The organism is Treponema sp. OMZ 788 (genome assembly GCF_024181245.1).
Taxonomy (GTDB): Bacteria; Spirochaetota; Spirochaetia; order Treponematales; family Treponemataceae; genus Treponema_B.
Genome location: NZ_CP051199.1, coordinates 2096851 through 2111945, shown reverse-complemented (window position 1 = coordinate 2111945; position 15095 = coordinate 2096851). Strand labels below are relative to the sequence as shown.

Below are 15095 nucleotides of genomic sequence, written 5' to 3'. Positions count from 1 at the left end.
ATGGCCCGTAAAAATCTTTTAAAAGGATTTAAGAAGCCGAAAGGCTTGGAATTTGCTCAGCAAGAATCAACCGAAAGCTATGGTAAGTTTACGGCATCACCTTTTGAGACCGGTTTTGGAACTACCATCGGAAATTGTTTGAGGAGAATTTTATTGTCTTCAATACAAGGTTATGCTATATCGGCAGTGTTGATAACATCTTACGATGCCGACGGCGTACCCCACACAATTTCAAGTGAGTTTGAAAATATTCCGAATGTCTCGGAAGATACGCTGGAAATTTTAAATAAGCTAAAGCAGATCCGCCTCCGTTTATCGGATGAGTCGGAACAAGGTGACTTTCATTTTGAATTTAAGGGGCCTGCGTCGATAACCAGCAAAGATTTTGCCGTTGAAGGACAGCTTGAAATTTTAGGCGAACCTTTCCATGTTATGGAATTGATGAAGGGTGCTAATGTTTCGTTTGATGTTCAAGTAGATTTCGGCCGAGGTTATGTACCGGCAGAGGTTAATGAAAAATACATTGAAATTGTCGGAACTATTCCAATGGACGCAATCTACGGTCCTGTTATGAAGGTAAGCTATGCTATTGAGCCTTGCCGAGTAGGACAGAGAAACGATTACGATAAGCTCATTCTTGAAATTTGGACTGACAGTACTGTTAGACCTGAGGATGTATTGGGCGAAGCTGCAAAAATTGCAAAAGATCATTTTTCCATCTTTATTAATTTTAATGAAAATGATTATCTTGGTGAAGATGAAGACGATGATGAAGAAACAGCAGTAAAGCAGCTTTTAGCAACTTCAATTACTACTCTCGATTTTTCCGTTCGGGCTAAAAACTGCTTGGATTCGGCCGGTATTAAAACTCTCGGCGAGCTGGCTCAAAAGTCGGAAGATGAGATCGAAAGTATGCGCAATGTCGGCAGAATGACTTTGAATGAAATTCATGCTAAGTTGGCGGAATACAATTTGCGTTTGGGTATGACTGATTACAGTCATCTAAAAAATACTATAAAAGTATCAAGACAGAAGGAAGAAACAGATGAAGCATAAGAACGGCTTTAATCCGCTCTCGCGTACAACTGCACATCGCCGTGCTTTGCACCGAAATATGGTTACATCGCTATTTAAGTACGAGCGGATTACGACAACAAAACAAAAAGCGATGGAAGTACGCCGAACTGCGGAAAAATTGATTACCCGCTCAAAGGTTGATACATTCAACAACCGAAGGCATGCTGCAAAGTATATCTGGGATGACGATATTGTAAAAAAACTATTCAGCGATATCGGGCCTAGAATGAAAGACAGAAACGGCGGTTACACCCGTATCTTAAAAATCGGCTTCCGTGAAGGCGATGCAGCTGATGTTGCTATCTTGGAACTTGTAGACTATGACTTTGAAAAAAAGGAAAAGGATGCAAAGAAAAAAGATGATTCGAAAAAATCCGATGACAAGAAGGCTTCCAAAAAAGAAGTCGGTTTTAAATCGTCAAAGGGTGAATCCGAACACAAGAAAAATACCGATCAGGTAGTAGATAGTTCATCAAATCGGAGGTACAACCGTGTCAAAGGCTCATAGAGGTAAGGGAATCCGCGCAGAGCAAAACCGCGGACGCGGGGTATGCCCCGTATGTAACAAAACCGGAATCAAAGTTTTATACGAACAAGAGATTAACGGTGCAAAATCAAAGATCTGCAAAATATGCAGAGCAAACATCAAGAATAAAAAGGCTGCCGAAACATCTGCAGACAAACCGGCTGAAACATCGGCCGAATAAAGCCTTTTTTGCACAACGCCCGCCTTGGATGCGGGCGTTTTTTTATGTATCTATATTTTTTCCATGGAGATTAGTGATACATTCCTGCATATATTTTTCATCATGTTCCTTGTAAATAGGATAGGTTTTTTTGATTTTTTTTAGGTCCTCGTATGGCGGACATTTTTTTCCTCTGTAATTTTGATCTAACCATTCTTCTGAAACCTTATAGCCTCTTTTGTGCATCTCTTCCATTACCAGTTTATGGTATTGAAAAAGTTTGTACGGTGAATATAAAAATACATAGTCTACTACAGAATGCTTTTTTCCCCCAGCCGTTTCCTCGTAATACACAGCATTCTCTGTGCTGGCCTAATAGCTGCTGTGTCGGTAGTCTTTGTATCAGGTCTTGGTGCCATAGTCTCATTTTTTAACACTCTATGATATTTTTTGTTTTATGTAGAAACTGTATCACAAAATTCCATATTTTATTCTTCTATTAAGGTAACTGCACCGGAATGTTTCTGAAGCGGTTGCCTTCTTTCTGTGCGAAATTTTAAACAAAATTTCGCACATTTTTCAAAAAAGGGCAAACGCATCATGGGGTTAAATAAAATAGCAAAAAAATAGGCTGTGAATACCCCTCTTGCAGCCGCATAGCGGCGAAAGGCGGGTTGAACAGCCTACGTTTTTTGCGAGGATAAAACGATGATGTGTTTGCCGCTATATTCTCCGATTGACAAAGCCTTCTATAATAAATAAAATTATGTTGATGAAAGAAACTAACTTAATAAGCAATTTCCATACGCATACTTATTTGTGTAAACATGCTGACGGCAGACCCGTCGATTATGTAAAAGAGGCTATAAAGGACGGCTGTTCGGCCCTCGGTTTTTCGGACCATTGCCCCTATCCCGATTCTTCATGGGATTATTGCCGTATGGGAGAGTATGAGATAAATCTCTATAAGAGCATGGTGGAGGAAGCCGTTATTGATGCGCCCTTCCCGGTATATTTCGGCTTTGAGTGCGAGTGGCATCCTCGCTATAAGAACTGGTACAAGGATTTTTTAAGAGGAGAAATGAAATCGGATTTTTTGGTTTTGGGTTCCCATTGGTATGATTCTAATGGTGTTTTGGAATACGCTCCTAACCTTACAAAAAAAGAACTTTTCGGATATATAGATTTTACCATTGAAGGGATGGCTTCCGGTCTTTATAATTTTTTGGCTCACCCCGATCTTTTTTTGGCGAATGTTTCAAAGATAGATGCCGATCACATGGCTTGCTCGAAGGCTTTGATAGAAGCTGCTATTGATCTTGATATGCCGATAGAAATAAACGGCTATGGTACATTCAAAAGAAAAATTAAACGCTCCGGAATCGATGAGTTTATTTACCCTGTTCGGCAATTTTGGGAACTGGCTTGGGATATGGGGCCAAGGATTATCTGTAACTCTGATGCTCATTTCCCTGAACATACTATTTTGGGCTGTAGGAATGCAATCGCTTTTGCCGATACTCTAGGGATTAAACCTATAGATACTGCCGAAGCCCTGGGTTTTGAATATTTGGACTCTTCTAAACTTATGGCAGCCAATGGATAGAGAAAATTTAAGGGCTCTTCATATTATAGTAAAGGGCCGGGTTCAAGGCGTGGGCTTCCGTTATTGGACCCGGTCTCTTGCAAGGAGCCTTAAAGTAAAGGGGTGGGTGTGCAACCGCGCAGATTTCTCGGTAGAGATTCTTGCAGAAGCCGATACGGAAACCCTCGGAGAATTTATTTATGCTCTCAAACACGAGCATCCCTATGCCCGTGTTGAAAGCCTTAATTCCGAAGAAGTTCAGGTGAAAGGATATGCTGACTTTCGGATTGAAGTATAGTAAACTTAAATCTGCCGGTCAAACATCTTAATAAAAGTTTATTCTACCTTATCGTGTTTTTCGCCTCTTGTAACCCTTCCCATCATAAGCCATGCAAGAAGGAAAAAACATGCACAGTATACAAAGACGGCCCTGTGGCCTGCAAAGTCGATTATAAGACCTGCAAGGAAGGGGGCTATTATTGCAGCTCCTTGAGAAAAGGTATAGTATAAGCCTGTATAAAGACCTATATGAGAAAAGCCTGCCATTTGCCAAAGCATCGGGAAGGAGTTTGCTATTATACAGATCCAAAAAATACCGAAGATAAACATCATACCCCAAAAAAGATATTTTATTTGTCCTCCTGCAAGTCCTAGGATGTAGGCAATTTCGGTTAAGAAAAATTGGGCTATACACAAACTTGCGACAACGACTAAGGCGATCCTTATCATTCTTTTTCGTCCCCACTTACTTGCGGCATATCCCATTGGAATGGCTGACAAGGCTGAGGCTATGCCTACCATTCCTGCTGCAAAGGCTCCCTGTCCTGTAGATACACCGAAGTTTTTTATGCTGTATTCGGCAATGTAGGGCAACATTCCCTGATAGCCTAGGAACCATAAAAAAAGTGATAGGAGAACGAAGAGAGCACTCTTATCAGGCTTTTCTTCACCTTCAATTTTTCGTCCGGCCAATACGGTTTTCATGGCTTGTAAAAACGGCACCTTCTTTTCTTCTTTATTTTCAGGTGAGTCGGGAGGCGGAACATTTTTTTCTTTTACAAAGAGAAAGAGCATTAGGGTTGCCAGGATTACCAAAAGACCTGCTGCAGGAAAGGAAAGAACATCCTTTGTGTGTCCCAATATCGGCAGCACTGTATCGACATCCATTAGGCGAGCTAAAAATAATGTTCCGACTATTGCTGCAATGTTTCCCATAGTGTTTATAACTCCGTTTCCTTGGGAGCGGAATTCCGCGGGAACAATGTCAGGCATTAAAGCAATTACCGGGCCCCGCACCGATTGTTTAAATAAATTAAGCAAGGCAAGCACTATTATCAATGCAGTTAATGAGGTCTTTGCTGCATAGGGAATATAACTAAAGGTAATTGCCGACAGGGGAAGAAGAACAATTATCCACGGCATTCGTCTTCCTATTTTTGTCCGGGTTCGATCCGACCATGCCGAAACAATGGGGATTAATAATATTGCCAAAACATTATCAAGAGACATCAACATTCCGACAAGCCATTTAAAAGGAATATAACGGCTTAAAAAAATCGTTACATAACTGTCATACAATGGATCCATAAGTCCCATCGTAAAAAAACCTGCTCCGATTAAAAAAGTTATCGGAAGGTATTTTCTAAATCCGTCTTTTTGTTTTTGCATAACTTCTCCAATAAAAACTTTTGTTTTCTCTTAACAGTATAACCTATATTTGGTATAATCTCTATAGTAAAAATAAAAATTATTTAATTTATGAGGAAAAGAAATATGCATAAAGAAATTTTACCTAATGCAAAAAGGCCTCTTTTGTTTGGCCATAGAGGTGTTCCGAGTCTTGCTCCCGAAAATACTATGGCCTCATTTGAAAAAGCTGTAGAGCTGGGTATCCCCGGAGTCGAATTGGATGTTCACTTAAGCAAAACAGGAGAACTTGTTGTTATTCATGATTCCTCAATTAAGCGTACAGGACGGCTCTATGAGAATGGAGAAATTTTTGAAGCTCCGGATTTGAAAGTTGAAGATTTATCTTGGGAAGAATTACAAAAATACGACTTCGGTCTTTGGTTTTCAAAAGAGTATGAGGGAGAAAGGCTTCCTCTGCTGTACGATGTGCTTAAACTTTTAGGCTCCGATATCTATGTCGATATAGAAATTAAAATAGATAACTTAAAATACAAGGATGTTGTAGAAAAAACTTATCAAGTATTAAAAGATATTTTAAAAGTTTTGCCTGAAAATCCGCATAGATTTTTGGTTTCTTCTTTTAATCCCTTTGCAATAAAATATTTTTCAAAGATATGTTCCGATATTCCTACAGCCTTAATCTATGACAATCATCCCAATACTCCCTTCTTTTTAAAAAAGGGCAGGGGTTTGGCTTTTTGTAAGCCTGATGTGTTAAAACCTTCCTATAAATGCTTTACTAAAAAGAAAAATAAAGAAGTTTGGTGCTGGACTGTTGACGATAAAGAAAAGGCCGCGGAGTTTATCAAAAGAGGAGTAAGCGGAATTACTTCTAATAGGCCTCAGGATATAAAGGAAATTTTATAAATTCTTTAAAACAAGATTAAGATTTTCTTTTAGTTTTTGCATCTCTTTAGGAGCCTTCATTGAATGGCGGTACATAAACTTATTTCCAAATTCGCTCATATATGTTAGTTTTAAGATGAAGGCGATAAGAGAAAGAGGGCAAATCGTAACAAGATAAAATTTATTGGGCGAAAGCATTTTCCGTTTTGCCAAGAGCCTAAAATTATCCCTCATCGTTTTACCCGCTTCGTACATAATTTTTTTGTTTAAGTATACTGTTTCAGGTTCATCGCTTTTATAATAAGCATCCGCAAGCGGAACGACCATTGCAAGATGGGAAAGCTGCCAATTATGCATATCGGGGACAATCTGATAAGGAATTCTGCTCTTTTTAAAAAGAGCAGCTAGAAGTTTTGAGCGTTCAGTGTGTTTGCCGTCTTTTTCCCCGAATGTTGTAGGCTGAATAAGACGGGGAGTGAGAGCTGCATCCAAGATACCGTCATCAATACTGCCGCCTGCTCCCGGAAAAGCCGGTAGAATTTTTCCTTTTCCGCAAAGTTTTTCAAGCTCGGCATAGGGGCTTATGGTATTTACCATTGTAACGATGGCTTTGCTCTTGTTTTCTTTTAATTCGGTCAATGCTTCTTTTAAGTTATCTTCACGGACGGTCAAAAAAATAAAATCGTAGATATCATCATCAAAAACTTTTTCAAGCACTTTCACATTTACAGTTTTTATTTTATTTTTTTCAAAATAGGATAGACCTTTTTCTTTTATCTCCTGCAAACGGCTTCCCCTTGCATAAATTGAAACATCAGAGCCTCCTTTTGAAAAATAAACCGCATATAAACTGCCTATAACCCCGGCCCCATAAATTAAAATTTTCATTTGTACAGCTTACTCCATGTTCATTGTATAAATATTTGATTTAAATTCCATATCCGTACCGCGTTTTTTAAATGTTTGTGTCTCTTTTATTTTTAATCCGCATTTTTCCATCACTCGGCACGAGGCCTTATTTTCTTTTGCAACTGTACAATAAAAATTACGCACGCCGAATGAGTACGCAAAATTTATCAAAGCTTTTACCATCTCGGTTGCAAGTCCTTTGCCCCACAACTCTTTTTTTACTGTATAGCCGAAACCCCAATGACCCTTTGGTCCTTCCGTCCCTAAACAGCAGGTTGCAACGGGTTCGCCCGTATTTTTGCAAACAGCAATAAAAGGATATTCATCTTCCCATTCGTCTATATCGTAAATTATCTTTCTAAGTTCATCGCCGTTTTTATACGGTGCATCTGCAAGATACTTTCCGTTTTCAGGATCACCCCAAAGCTTTGCTGCAAAATCTGCATCGTCAAGTGTCATGCTGCGTAAAATAAGTCTTTCCGTTTCTATATCTTTTGTTTTCATTTGTACTCCATGTTTTTTATTTAGTGATTTGAATAAATTCGCACTTGTTGTACCAATTTATCGCCGGTTTATTTTTTGCTTCGACATCAAGATAGATTTTCAAATCTTTATTTTTAAAATAATTTATGACTCTATTTATAAGAGATATTCCGATTCCGCATTTTTGATATTTTTTTATAACTGCAATAACACTGATATAAGCCGAATTCTCTTTTATAAATGAAATAATAAAACCTGCATATTCTTCATTATATTTTGCAACAAAACAAGAATCGGGATTAAAGAGGTCTATTTTATACCAATCGCTTTCCCATGCCTTATCGCAAAATGCATCGGCATATATTTGCGGAATAATATCTTTGTGTTGAATTTCATTAAACTTTTCGATTTTAATATTTTTATTTTTATTACCCAAAAGTTTTTTAGGTATAAGATATTTAATCCAGTCCTCCATTTTGTTCCTCTTTAAGATTGTAGGTTTTATATCAATTAACTCAATTAAGAGATTTGTATATCTTTTATTTTATTTAAAATGGCTTGCAGGGTAAATGAATTTAATTTTTTTTCGAGGGCGGTTTGAGCGTCTATAAAGTAGCCGTCAAGTAAAAAATTTATTCTTTGTGCAACAGGGCATTCGTTCGGAGGTGTATCATGTATTTTAAAAAGTTTGCCGTCTTTTACGGATTCTACTGCATTAAAGATATCGAGGAAGGTGATTTGGTTTGCATTTTTTTTTAATGCGATACCGCCTGTCCCTTGAGTAATTTCTATAAGTCCGGCATCTTTTAACGCACTCATAAGTTTGCGTATAACTACCGGATTTGTCTTTACACTTTCGGCAAGAAAATCGCTGGTTACCTTACACTTATCTTTAAAGAATTCCACGCAGAGTAGGATATGAATTGACACCGAAAATTTTGTTCCTATTTGCATAAGCCGTCCTAACCTTATATAGTTTATACTAAAACTATATAAGATACAATAGGGCGAACAGGGTAACCGCACCAGAGTTTCATCTTCGCAAAAAACATAGGCTGTTCAACCCGCCTTTCGCCGCTATGCGGCTGCAAGAGGGGTATTCACAGCCTATTTTTTTGCTATTTTGTTTCCCCCTATGATGCGGTTACCCTGTTTTTTTGAACAAAAGAGCGAAATTTTGTTTAAAATTTCGCTCAATAAGGAAGCCAACCGCTTCAGCAATCTGGTGCGGTTGCCCTGATAGGGCGGACGGCTGATGGAGCTTTTATAAACTTACAACCGAAAAATTATCTTGAACGAATTTTGCATTTTCTACCTCATCAATCATAGCAACGGCATAATCGGCATAGCTTATTGTACTCTCTCCCTGCGAATTGAAAGAGAGCTCTTTACCTGCAAGTTTATATTTTCCGGTACGTTCACCTTCGGCCTTAAAATCTAATGGCGGCGATAAGTAAGTCCACAAAACATCTTTTCTTTCTTTTAATTCAAAAAAAGCATCCGTTTCTGCCTGTGCTAGGGGCCGGAATTCTTCGGGGAAATTGGGAGCATTAAGTAAGATTGTTTTATGCTCCTTGTCCGTGTAAAGGCAAGCTGCTCCTCCGACTACTAAAAGCCGCGTTTTAGTGTTTTTTAAGCAATCACATAAATGCCTTAATGAAGTGATGTGCAGATTAAAAGTTTCCGATGTCCACGCGCCAAAGGCATCGATGACGGCATCAAAGCTTGCCAAATCTTCGGGTTTTAAATCAAATAAATCTTTTTGAAGAACTCTTGCCTTTTCATTTTTAGCGCAAGGCTGACGGATAACGGCAGTTACATCAAAGCCCCGCATTACAGCTTCATTTGTGAGGCATTGACCTTGCTTTCCATTTGCTCCGATAATTGCAATCTTTTTCATTAGAACCTCCAATATTTTTATACTATAGCTGTAACTATAATTGTTACAGCTATAGTATAATCTTTTGTTGGTGTAATGTCAATAGTTACAGCTAAAATTTTTTAATATATTTTATTCGTGCGGAGGGTTTAATACCCCGACGCTTTGCGTCGGAGTTGTTGATTTGAGATTCACATATAGTTCTATTTTTATTTCCAAATCATTAATTACACGGATATGATAAAATTTTCATCATAATATGGAATCAATGCATCATGAGTCATGAGAAACATATTTTCTACCTTTGCTTGGCAAATTAACATGCGATCAATATGGATCGTTATGTATTTTTGGTGCCTTTTTAGAATAAGTAAGTGTTCCAAGTGCAGTTACATGATTTGGTTTTACATATAGGCAAGATAAATTTGCTTTAAGGCTTAGTTTATCCAAATGTTCTCCTGAAAATTGAAAAGAATCAGGATATTTTAAATGTTCAAGTTGAGCTTCCCAAATATTTATTGAGCTATAAAAAATGTCATTTTGAGGATTTAGTATAATTTTTCTAGCTTTTTGAGAAAGTCTTTTATCATTTTGGTGCAGCCATATTAAAATATGTGTATCTAATAAGATTTTCATATGTATTCCCCGAACATATCAATTATTTCGTCATCATATGCATTTATGTCATCAGGCGTGGGGAATTTTCCCTCTGCAAGTCCTATAATAGGAATTTTTTTTGAAAGCTGATTTTGATTTAAAAAGGAAATCTTATACTTTAATAGTTCAATATATTCTGCCACAGATTCAAGGTATTCTTCGGGCAGTGTTTTCAATTCTTTTTCTAATGCACTATAACTCATATTTTACCCCATTATCTTCATATTATATCATATTTTTTATCGGTAGTATACTATTTTTCTTTTTTTTAATATAATGTATACATGAAAACTGTTAAACTATTTTCTTTATCTTTAATTTTATTGAGTCTGTTTGTGTTGATGACCGGATGTGCAAGCATGTATATTCACGGTTCAACACCTGTTCAAAGGGCAGTATCAGCTGCCGAACTTCTTATTGACGGCAATGTATCGGATGACTATATACGGGTTTATAAAACTGAGGTTTCGCAGGCTGAGCGGTCTATAATGGATATGATAAGCAAGGCTGAAAGAAACGATATATATTATGCCGATATTGCAGATAATATTTCCGATTGGCTGCTTCTTTACAACCTTGTTTATACTCTTCAAAGAATGTATCCCGAAGGTTTACGCGGAAAAAAAAGAGTTTGTAGTATTTGAAGCCCGCGATTATACCGGTCTAAAAGATACCGCTTATACGCGAGCAACAGAAGCTCTTTATAATGAAGCCTTGCGTATTGTGCAGATGTCGGGAAACAATTCTAAAAATATTTCAAAGGCATTAGCTCATCTAAAACGTGCAAAAAAATACTCCCGCCATTTGGATAACGAAATAAATTCTTTAGGTGCCGATATAGCCTATAATGCTGCCGAAACTCTTGCTTATACAAATAAGCCCGATAACCTTCTCCAAGCTTCAGAATATTATATGCTTGCTCACTCATGGGTTCCCGGATATAGGGGGGCTTTGGAAAAGGGCAGGCTCGCAAAAGAAAAAAGCTGCCTACATGTATATTCAAGAAGGTCAATATAATATGCGTGTAAAGGATTATACGGCATTTCGTAATGCAAAGATTTCTTTTCAAAAAGCGGAAAAAATAATTCCCGGGATAGCTTCAAAAGAAATTGCCGAGATTAAAAAACTTCTTACGATTCGATTGGCAATTATTATGCCGGTTGATTCTTACAATGAAGAAGAAAGGATAAGACGGACAATCAGTTCCGAGTTGCGTTCTTCAAATTACGGCCCTGATAATATCGAAATAAATTTTATCAGAGGAGCAATGAGTTCTATCTTTAATCTTATAGATATCAGAGATGCAGATTTAGTTCTTATGCCTTCCGATGATTATGGAAAGGTGAAAGAAATATACGGCCCTGTTAAAAATTCAAATCAGAATGTATCAAAAACTATAAATGGAATTCTTTATACGGGTATGATAACCGAACAAAGTCAGCTTGTTAGTGTTTATGTTCAAAATGATTTTGTGCTATACGATATTAGAACATGGAGAAAAACCGAATTACGCTATTTTAATAATGAAACAAATAAGCTATCCAAAAATTTTATTATGAGATATTACAGCGGTTCTCCCGAAGCAAAGCCGTCCGACTTTAATCCCGGATTTTTATATGAAGCAGGACAATATAAAAAATTCTTTCCTGAATTGATGAATGAACGCAACTCCATTAATTTAATAAATAACTACGGCAGTCTTAGTTCAAACGGTAAAGAGTTTTGTAATGTAATTAAAAATCTGCAATATATAGAAAGGAGGTAATTAAAATTAGCGAGAATAAAAATAAAAAACGAGCAATATTTTTTTCTGTTTTATTGGCAGTATTTCATACTCTCGGTTTTTTTAGCTCCTTGAATGCTATTATAACATCACGGACTTCTCAAGGAGCTATTGCATGGACTGTAGGATTAAACTCTTTTCCGGTTATAACAGTTCCGATTTATTGGGTATTCGGCCGGAATAGATTTGACGGTTATGCAGAAGAGTGGAAGGCTAATTCCGATATTACTGAAAACCGGATAAAAGAAATATCGAAAAACTTGGAACCTTATTTTGTAGAGCCGCCGGATGTTTTCCCTGAATATGAAGTGCTGAAAAAATTAGCTCTCTCTCCTTTTTTAAACGGGAACAAGATCGATTTATTATTAAACGGAGCGGAAACATATAAAAGCATTGAGGAAGGAATTGAAAAAGCAGAACAATATGTTTTGTTTCAGTTTTATATTTTAAAAGATGATGAGATTGGAACAAAGTTTAAAGATCAGTTGATACGCAAAGCTAAAGAGGGTGTTGCCGTCTATGTTTTATATGATGAGTTAGGAAGCAGGGGAATATCCAAAGAATGGTTAAATTCTTTTTCTGTAAATGGAATAAAAGTTCTTCCGTTTAATACTCAGCAAGATCACCGCTTTCAAATTAATTTTAGAAATCATAGGAAGATTGTTGTTGTTGACGGTAAGGCTGCCTGGGTAGGCGGGCTCAACATAGGTGATGACCACTTAGATAAAGATCCCGTTTTTACGCCTTGGAGAGATACTCATTTGATGATTGAAGGGCCTTCAGTAATTGCGGCGCAAGCAACTTTTTTGGTTGATTGGCATTGGGCAAGTAAAGAACTTATAAGCGGTTTAAACTGGGAGCCTAATATTTTTAAAGGTGATAATGCCGATAAGAACGTATTGGTTTTAGCATCGGGGCCGGCAGATAAATACGAAACAGCAAGTTTATTTTTTACTAATCTTTTAAACTCTGCCCGAAAAAGAATTTGGATTGCAACGCCTTATTTTATTCCTGATGAAGCAACTATGACGGCTCTTAGGTTAGCCCTGTTAAAAGGAATTGAAGTTCGTATTTTAACTCCGAGGATGTACGATAATTGGTTTGTATTTAATGCTGCAAATGCCTATCTTGATGAGCTTGCAGATGACGGAGCTAAAATATACTTTTATGAAAACGGTTTTATGCATCAAAAGGTAATGCTCATAGATGATTCTTTATCGACTGTCGGAACCGTAAACTTTGATAACAGATCTTTTAGGTTAAATTTTGAAATTACGGCCTTGATAGCCGATAAACCCTTTGCATCGGAAATAGAACAAATGTTTTTAAATGATTTTGCTGTAAGCTCAGATGCTACGGCCGATTATAAAAGTAAACAATCTTTTTGGATTCGTCTAAAGTCCAAATTCAGTACTATGTTTGCCCCGGTATTGTAGGAGTATGCTAATTAGGTGCTTTGAAGTTATATATCGGTTTTACAAAATCTTTTACATCGGCAGTCGGCTTAATGTGTTTTAAAATTATTTCCTTATTTTTATAAGCAGAGGGAGCCTCATCCAATGTATTTTTTGTTGCAGTTGTAGTAAATATTCCGGCACTTTTCATTTCTTTTTGAAAGGCATTTAGTGAAAGCTCACTAAATGCCTTGGAGCGGGACATAATTCTTCCTGCCCCATGAGGAGCCGATTGGTTGTAGTTATCATTTCCTTTTCCTACACAAAATGCAAATCCGTCACGCATATTAAAGGGAATAATAAGTCTTTCATTTAATCCTGCTGAAGTCGCCCCCTTTCGAATAATGCCGTCTTCACCTATAAAATTATGAACGGATTCTACCGTTTCTTCAATTTCTGCATTTAAAAATTGCGAGATTAGTTCTATCATTTTTTTTCGGTTTTCTTTTGCATATTTTTGAGCAAAATAGGTTGCCCTTAGATAAGCTTTTCCTTCATCACTTGTTGTAAATAGGTATTCTAAGTTTTTATCTTCAGGGGTGAGAAGTTTCTGTTCATCTAAAAGCTGCTGTGCTTTTTTTTGATAAAAAACGGCAATTTGAAGACCTAGATTTCTGCTTCCTGAATGAACAGTCAGCCATAATCTTCCTTGAGAGTCTCTTCCAAGCTCTATAAAATGGTTTCCGCCTCCTAAGGTCCCTATACTTTTTAAGGCTCTGTCCTCATCCATATTAACCTTTTTTGATTCTTCTATAATTTCTTCTTCAAATTCTTTATTTGCTATTTTTATGTCTCGATGAACTGATCTTCCATGAGGAATGTTTTTTTTGATAAAGTTATCCAGCTCTGCAAGATCCGGATTTTTTATATTGAGCCGGGCGGAAAGAATTCCGCAGCCGATATCTACACCTACAATGTTTGGGATTATGTATTTATCTATATTCATCGTAAAACCGATAACGGCTCCCTTGCCTGCATGGCAGTCCGGCATTATTGCTATGTTTGTGCCTTCAAAAGCCTTATGATTGAGAAAGGTTTTGATTTGTTTTTCGGTTTCAGAATCGATTGAATCGATCATTACACTAGCTTTGTTGTATGCTCCTTCAATTATTTGCATGAATTTATTTTATCATAAGGAAGGTAAAAAGTCAAATTGGATTTATATACCTGACAATTTTTATGTAGAAATATACTCAAGACAATGGTATAATGAATTATCCTAAACTATCATGAATAAGGATTTAAAAATAGAGTGGAGGTAAAAATGACAATTCATGAATTCGGACGTGAAAATACTGAAAAGATACTTTTGATTCATCCTTCTTGCGTAAAATGGGATTACTTTGAGAAAGTTATTCCCTTGCTTGAAGACCGATATCACTTAATTGTTCCTGCCTTGCCCGGCTATGATTTTGATCGGGAAAGTGATTTTACAAGCGTTGAAGAAATTGCTTCGGAACTGAATGAATGGATGATGGAACAAAAAATCGAAGGCCTTTATGCAGTGTACGGCTGTTCTATGGGCGGCTCTATCGCCTTACTAATGACCCTGGAGAAAAGAACACGAATAGATCACTGCATCATGGACGGCGGAATTACACCTTATGAGCTGCCTTGGCTTCTGACACGTTTTATTGCTTTGCGTGATTATCTTATGGTGATGATAGGAAGAATAGGCGGTGTAAAATTATTGTCAAGAGTTTTTTCTACGGATGAGTATAGCAAAGAAGACATAGAATACGCAGCTGAAGTTTTGCGGCACAGCAGCCGGAAGACTCTGTGGAGGAGTTTTGATTCCTGCAATAATTATAAGATGCCTTTTCCTATTCCCGTCCTTTCCACAAAAATTCATTATTGGTATGCCGAGACTGAAGAAAAAGCTCGCTCTTGGGATATCCGCTATATGAAAAAATATTTCCCCCAAACAGATTTTAAGATTCTACCCAACCTCGGTCATGGCGGACTTGTTTTGCTTAAACCTAAGCTTTTTAAAGAGATGATTGTGGGGGGGTGAAATTAACTGCTTAGGATTAAGTTTTAAGAATTG

The 15095-nt window shown here is 37.2% G+C and carries 20 protein-coding genes and 1 pseudogene; 11 read left to right on the top strand and 10 right to left on the bottom strand.

Going from position 1 to position 15095, the window contains the following annotated elements; all coding sequences use genetic code 11:
* The 3 genes from E4O00_RS10460 to E4O00_RS10450 are packed head-to-tail and all read left to right on the top strand — an operon-like array spanning nucleotide 1 to nucleotide 1784.
* On the top strand, nucleotides 1–1056 hold the full coding sequence (locus tag E4O00_RS10460; RefSeq protein ID WP_253677313.1) for a DNA-directed RNA polymerase subunit alpha: 1056 nt from the start codon (nucleotides 1–3) through the stop codon (nucleotides 1054–1056).
* Entirely contained in the window at nucleotides 1046–1585 is a 540-nt protein-coding gene (gene rplQ, locus E4O00_RS10455; protein ID WP_253677312.1) for a 50S ribosomal protein L17, read from the top strand. The genes E4O00_RS10460 and rplQ overlap by 11 nt, the downstream gene beginning before the upstream one ends.
* Complete coding sequence (locus tag E4O00_RS10450) at nucleotides 1569–1784, top strand: hypothetical protein (RefSeq protein WP_253677311.1); 216 nt, start codon at nucleotides 1569–1571, stop codon at nucleotides 1782–1784. Before rplQ ends, E4O00_RS10450 begins: the two co-directional genes overlap by 17 nt.
* 108 nt (nucleotides 1785–1892) lie before the next feature.
* Here E4O00_RS10450 and E4O00_RS10445 read toward each other — a convergent pair.
* Nucleotides 1893–2190, bottom strand: a pseudogene (locus E4O00_RS10445) (TIGR02328 family protein); the annotation flags it as partial.
* Between the two features lie 345 nt (nucleotides 2191–2535).
* Here E4O00_RS10445 and E4O00_RS10440 point away from each other — a divergent pair.
* Nucleotides 2536–3369, top strand: coding sequence for a PHP domain-containing protein (locus E4O00_RS10440; protein WP_371922693.1), 834 nt, complete (start codon nucleotides 2536–2538; stop codon nucleotides 3367–3369).
* Nucleotides 3362–3646 carry an acylphosphatase gene (locus E4O00_RS10435; RefSeq protein WP_253677309.1) on the top strand — a complete coding sequence of 95 codons (285 nt, stop codon included), beginning with the start codon at nucleotides 3362–3364 and terminating at the stop codon, nucleotides 3644–3646. Before E4O00_RS10440 ends, E4O00_RS10435 begins: the two co-directional genes overlap by 8 nt.
* A gap of 38 nt (nucleotides 3647–3684) precedes the next feature.
* Here E4O00_RS10435 and E4O00_RS10430 read toward each other — a convergent pair whose 3' ends face one another.
* Nucleotides 3685–5016: an MFS transporter gene (locus E4O00_RS10430; protein WP_253677308.1), complete on the bottom strand. Its 1332-nt coding sequence runs from the start codon at nucleotides 5014–5016 to the stop codon at nucleotides 3685–3687.
* A gap of 105 nt (nucleotides 5017–5121) precedes the next feature.
* Here E4O00_RS10430 and E4O00_RS10425 point away from each other — a divergent pair, with 105 nt between their 5' ends.
* The gene (locus E4O00_RS10425; protein ID WP_253677307.1) at nucleotides 5122–5904 is read left to right on the top strand and encodes a glycerophosphodiester phosphodiesterase; all 783 of its coding nucleotides are present in this window, start codon (nucleotides 5122–5124) and stop codon (nucleotides 5902–5904) included.
* Here the strand turns inward: E4O00_RS10425 and E4O00_RS10420 are convergent.
* The 7 genes from E4O00_RS10420 to E4O00_RS10390 all read right to left on the bottom strand — a co-directional run bounded on the left by E4O00_RS10420 (nucleotide 5899) and on the right by E4O00_RS10390 (nucleotide 10014).
* The gene (locus tag E4O00_RS10420) at nucleotides 5899–6771 is read right to left on the bottom strand and encodes a ketopantoate reductase family protein (protein WP_253677306.1); all 873 of its coding nucleotides are present in this window, start codon (nucleotides 6769–6771) and stop codon (nucleotides 5899–5901) included. The two genes, E4O00_RS10425 and E4O00_RS10420, sit on opposite strands and share 6 nt — an antisense overlap.
* 9 nt (nucleotides 6772–6780) lie before the next feature.
* Nucleotides 6781–7296 carry a GNAT family N-acetyltransferase gene (locus E4O00_RS10415; protein WP_253677305.1) on the bottom strand — a complete coding sequence of 172 codons (516 nt, stop codon included), beginning with the start codon at nucleotides 7294–7296 and terminating at the stop codon, nucleotides 6781–6783.
* Between the two features lie 16 nt (nucleotides 7297–7312).
* Nucleotides 7313–7750, bottom strand: coding sequence for a GNAT family N-acetyltransferase (locus tag E4O00_RS10410; RefSeq protein WP_253677304.1), 438 nt, complete (start codon nucleotides 7748–7750; stop codon nucleotides 7313–7315).
* Between the two features lie 44 nt (nucleotides 7751–7794).
* Nucleotides 7795–8229, bottom strand: coding sequence for an Rrf2 family transcriptional regulator (locus E4O00_RS10405; protein ID WP_253677303.1), 435 nt, complete (start codon nucleotides 8227–8229; stop codon nucleotides 7795–7797).
* A gap of 310 nt (nucleotides 8230–8539) precedes the next feature.
* On the bottom strand, nucleotides 8540–9175 hold the full coding sequence (locus E4O00_RS10400; RefSeq protein WP_253677302.1) for an SDR family oxidoreductase: 636 nt from the start codon (nucleotides 9173–9175) through the stop codon (nucleotides 8540–8542).
* A 306-nt stretch (nucleotides 9176–9481) separates the two neighbouring features.
* The gene (locus E4O00_RS10395) at nucleotides 9482–9790 is read right to left on the bottom strand and encodes a type II toxin-antitoxin system VapC family toxin (protein WP_253677301.1); all 309 of its coding nucleotides are present in this window, start codon (nucleotides 9788–9790) and stop codon (nucleotides 9482–9484) included.
* Nucleotides 9787–10014, bottom strand: a complete 228-nt coding sequence (locus tag E4O00_RS10390; protein ID WP_253677300.1) for a DUF2281 domain-containing protein — start codon at nucleotides 10012–10014, stop codon at nucleotides 9787–9789. The genes E4O00_RS10395 and E4O00_RS10390 overlap by 4 nt, the downstream gene beginning before the upstream one ends.
* Before the next feature lie 81 nt (nucleotides 10015–10095).
* Between E4O00_RS10390 and E4O00_RS10385 the strand changes: the two genes are divergently transcribed.
* From E4O00_RS10385 to cls, 4 genes are all read left to right on the top strand, one after another.
* Nucleotides 10096–10455: a hypothetical protein gene (locus E4O00_RS10385; protein ID WP_253677299.1), complete on the top strand. Its 360-nt coding sequence runs from the start codon at nucleotides 10096–10098 to the stop codon at nucleotides 10453–10455.
* Entirely contained in the window at nucleotides 10388–10828 is a 441-nt protein-coding gene (locus tag E4O00_RS10380) for a hypothetical protein (protein ID WP_253677298.1), read from the top strand. Before E4O00_RS10385 ends, E4O00_RS10380 begins: the two co-directional genes overlap by 68 nt.
* Before the next feature lies 1 nt (nucleotide 10829).
* Nucleotides 10830–11576 carry a hypothetical protein gene (locus E4O00_RS10375; protein ID WP_253677297.1) on the top strand — a complete coding sequence of 249 codons (747 nt, stop codon included), beginning with the start codon at nucleotides 10830–10832 and terminating at the stop codon, nucleotides 11574–11576.
* A gap of 89 nt (nucleotides 11577–11665) precedes the next feature.
* Complete coding sequence (gene cls, locus E4O00_RS10370) at nucleotides 11666–13030, top strand: cardiolipin synthase (RefSeq protein ID WP_253677296.1); 1365 nt, start codon at nucleotides 11666–11668, stop codon at nucleotides 13028–13030.
* A 7-nt stretch (nucleotides 13031–13037) separates the two neighbouring features.
* On the opposite strand, the gene E4O00_RS10365 is transcribed toward cls, so the two are convergent.
* A complete protein-coding gene (locus E4O00_RS10365; protein ID WP_253677295.1) occupies nucleotides 13038–14165 on the bottom strand; it encodes an RtcB family protein in 1128 nt (375 codons plus the stop codon).
* A gap of 147 nt (nucleotides 14166–14312) precedes the next feature.
* Here E4O00_RS10365 and E4O00_RS10360 point away from each other — a divergent pair, with 147 nt between their 5' ends.
* Nucleotides 14313–15062 carry an alpha/beta fold hydrolase gene (locus E4O00_RS10360; RefSeq protein WP_253677294.1) on the top strand — a complete coding sequence of 250 codons (750 nt, stop codon included), beginning with the start codon at nucleotides 14313–14315 and terminating at the stop codon, nucleotides 15060–15062.
* Nucleotides 15063–15095: the final 33 nt, after the last annotated feature.

Coding starts and splice junctions, on each gene's coding strand:
- E4O00_RS10460 (WP_253677313.1), top strand. CDS start 1: ATGGCCCGTAAAAATCTTTTAAAAGGATTTAAGAAGCCGAAAGGCTTG.
- rplQ (WP_253677312.1), top strand. CDS start 1,046: ATGAAGCATAAGAACGGCTTTAATCCGCTCTCGCGTACAACTGCACAT.
- E4O00_RS10440 (WP_371922693.1), top strand. CDS start 2,536: ATGAAAGAAACTAACTTAATAAGCAATTTCCATACGCATACTTATTTG.
- E4O00_RS10435 (WP_253677309.1), top strand. CDS start 3,362: ATGGATAGAGAAAATTTAAGGGCTCTTCATATTATAGTAAAGGGCCGG.
- E4O00_RS10430 (WP_253677308.1), bottom strand. CDS start 5,016: ATGCAAAAACAAAAAGACGGATTTAGAAAATACCTTCCGATAACTTTT.
- E4O00_RS10425 (WP_253677307.1), top strand. CDS start 5,122: ATGCATAAAGAAATTTTACCTAATGCAAAAAGGCCTCTTTTGTTTGGC.
- E4O00_RS10420 (WP_253677306.1), bottom strand. CDS start 6,771: ATGAAAATTTTAATTTATGGGGCCGGGGTTATAGGCAGTTTATATGCG.
- E4O00_RS10415 (WP_253677305.1), bottom strand. CDS start 7,296: ATGAAAACAAAAGATATAGAAACGGAAAGACTTATTTTACGCAGCATG.
- E4O00_RS10410 (WP_253677304.1), bottom strand. CDS start 7,750: ATGGAGGACTGGATTAAATATCTTATACCTAAAAAACTTTTGGGTAAT.
- E4O00_RS10405 (WP_253677303.1), bottom strand. CDS start 8,229: ATGCAAATAGGAACAAAATTTTCGGTGTCAATTCATATCCTACTCTGC.
- E4O00_RS10400 (WP_253677302.1), bottom strand. CDS start 9,175: ATGAAAAAGATTGCAATTATCGGAGCAAATGGAAAGCAAGGTCAATGC.
- E4O00_RS10395 (WP_253677301.1), bottom strand. CDS start 9,790: ATGAAAATCTTATTAGATACACATATTTTAATATGGCTGCACCAAAAT.
- E4O00_RS10390 (WP_253677300.1), bottom strand. CDS start 10,014: ATGAGTTATAGTGCATTAGAAAAAGAATTGAAAACACTGCCCGAAGAA.
- E4O00_RS10385 (WP_253677299.1), top strand. CDS start 10,096: ATGAAAACTGTTAAACTATTTTCTTTATCTTTAATTTTATTGAGTCTG.
- E4O00_RS10375 (WP_253677297.1), top strand. CDS start 10,830: ATGCGTGTAAAGGATTATACGGCATTTCGTAATGCAAAGATTTCTTTT.
- E4O00_RS10365 (WP_253677295.1), bottom strand. CDS start 14,165: ATGCAAATAATTGAAGGAGCATACAACAAAGCTAGTGTAATGATCGAT.
- E4O00_RS10360 (WP_253677294.1), top strand. CDS start 14,313: ATGACAATTCATGAATTCGGACGTGAAAATACTGAAAAGATACTTTTG.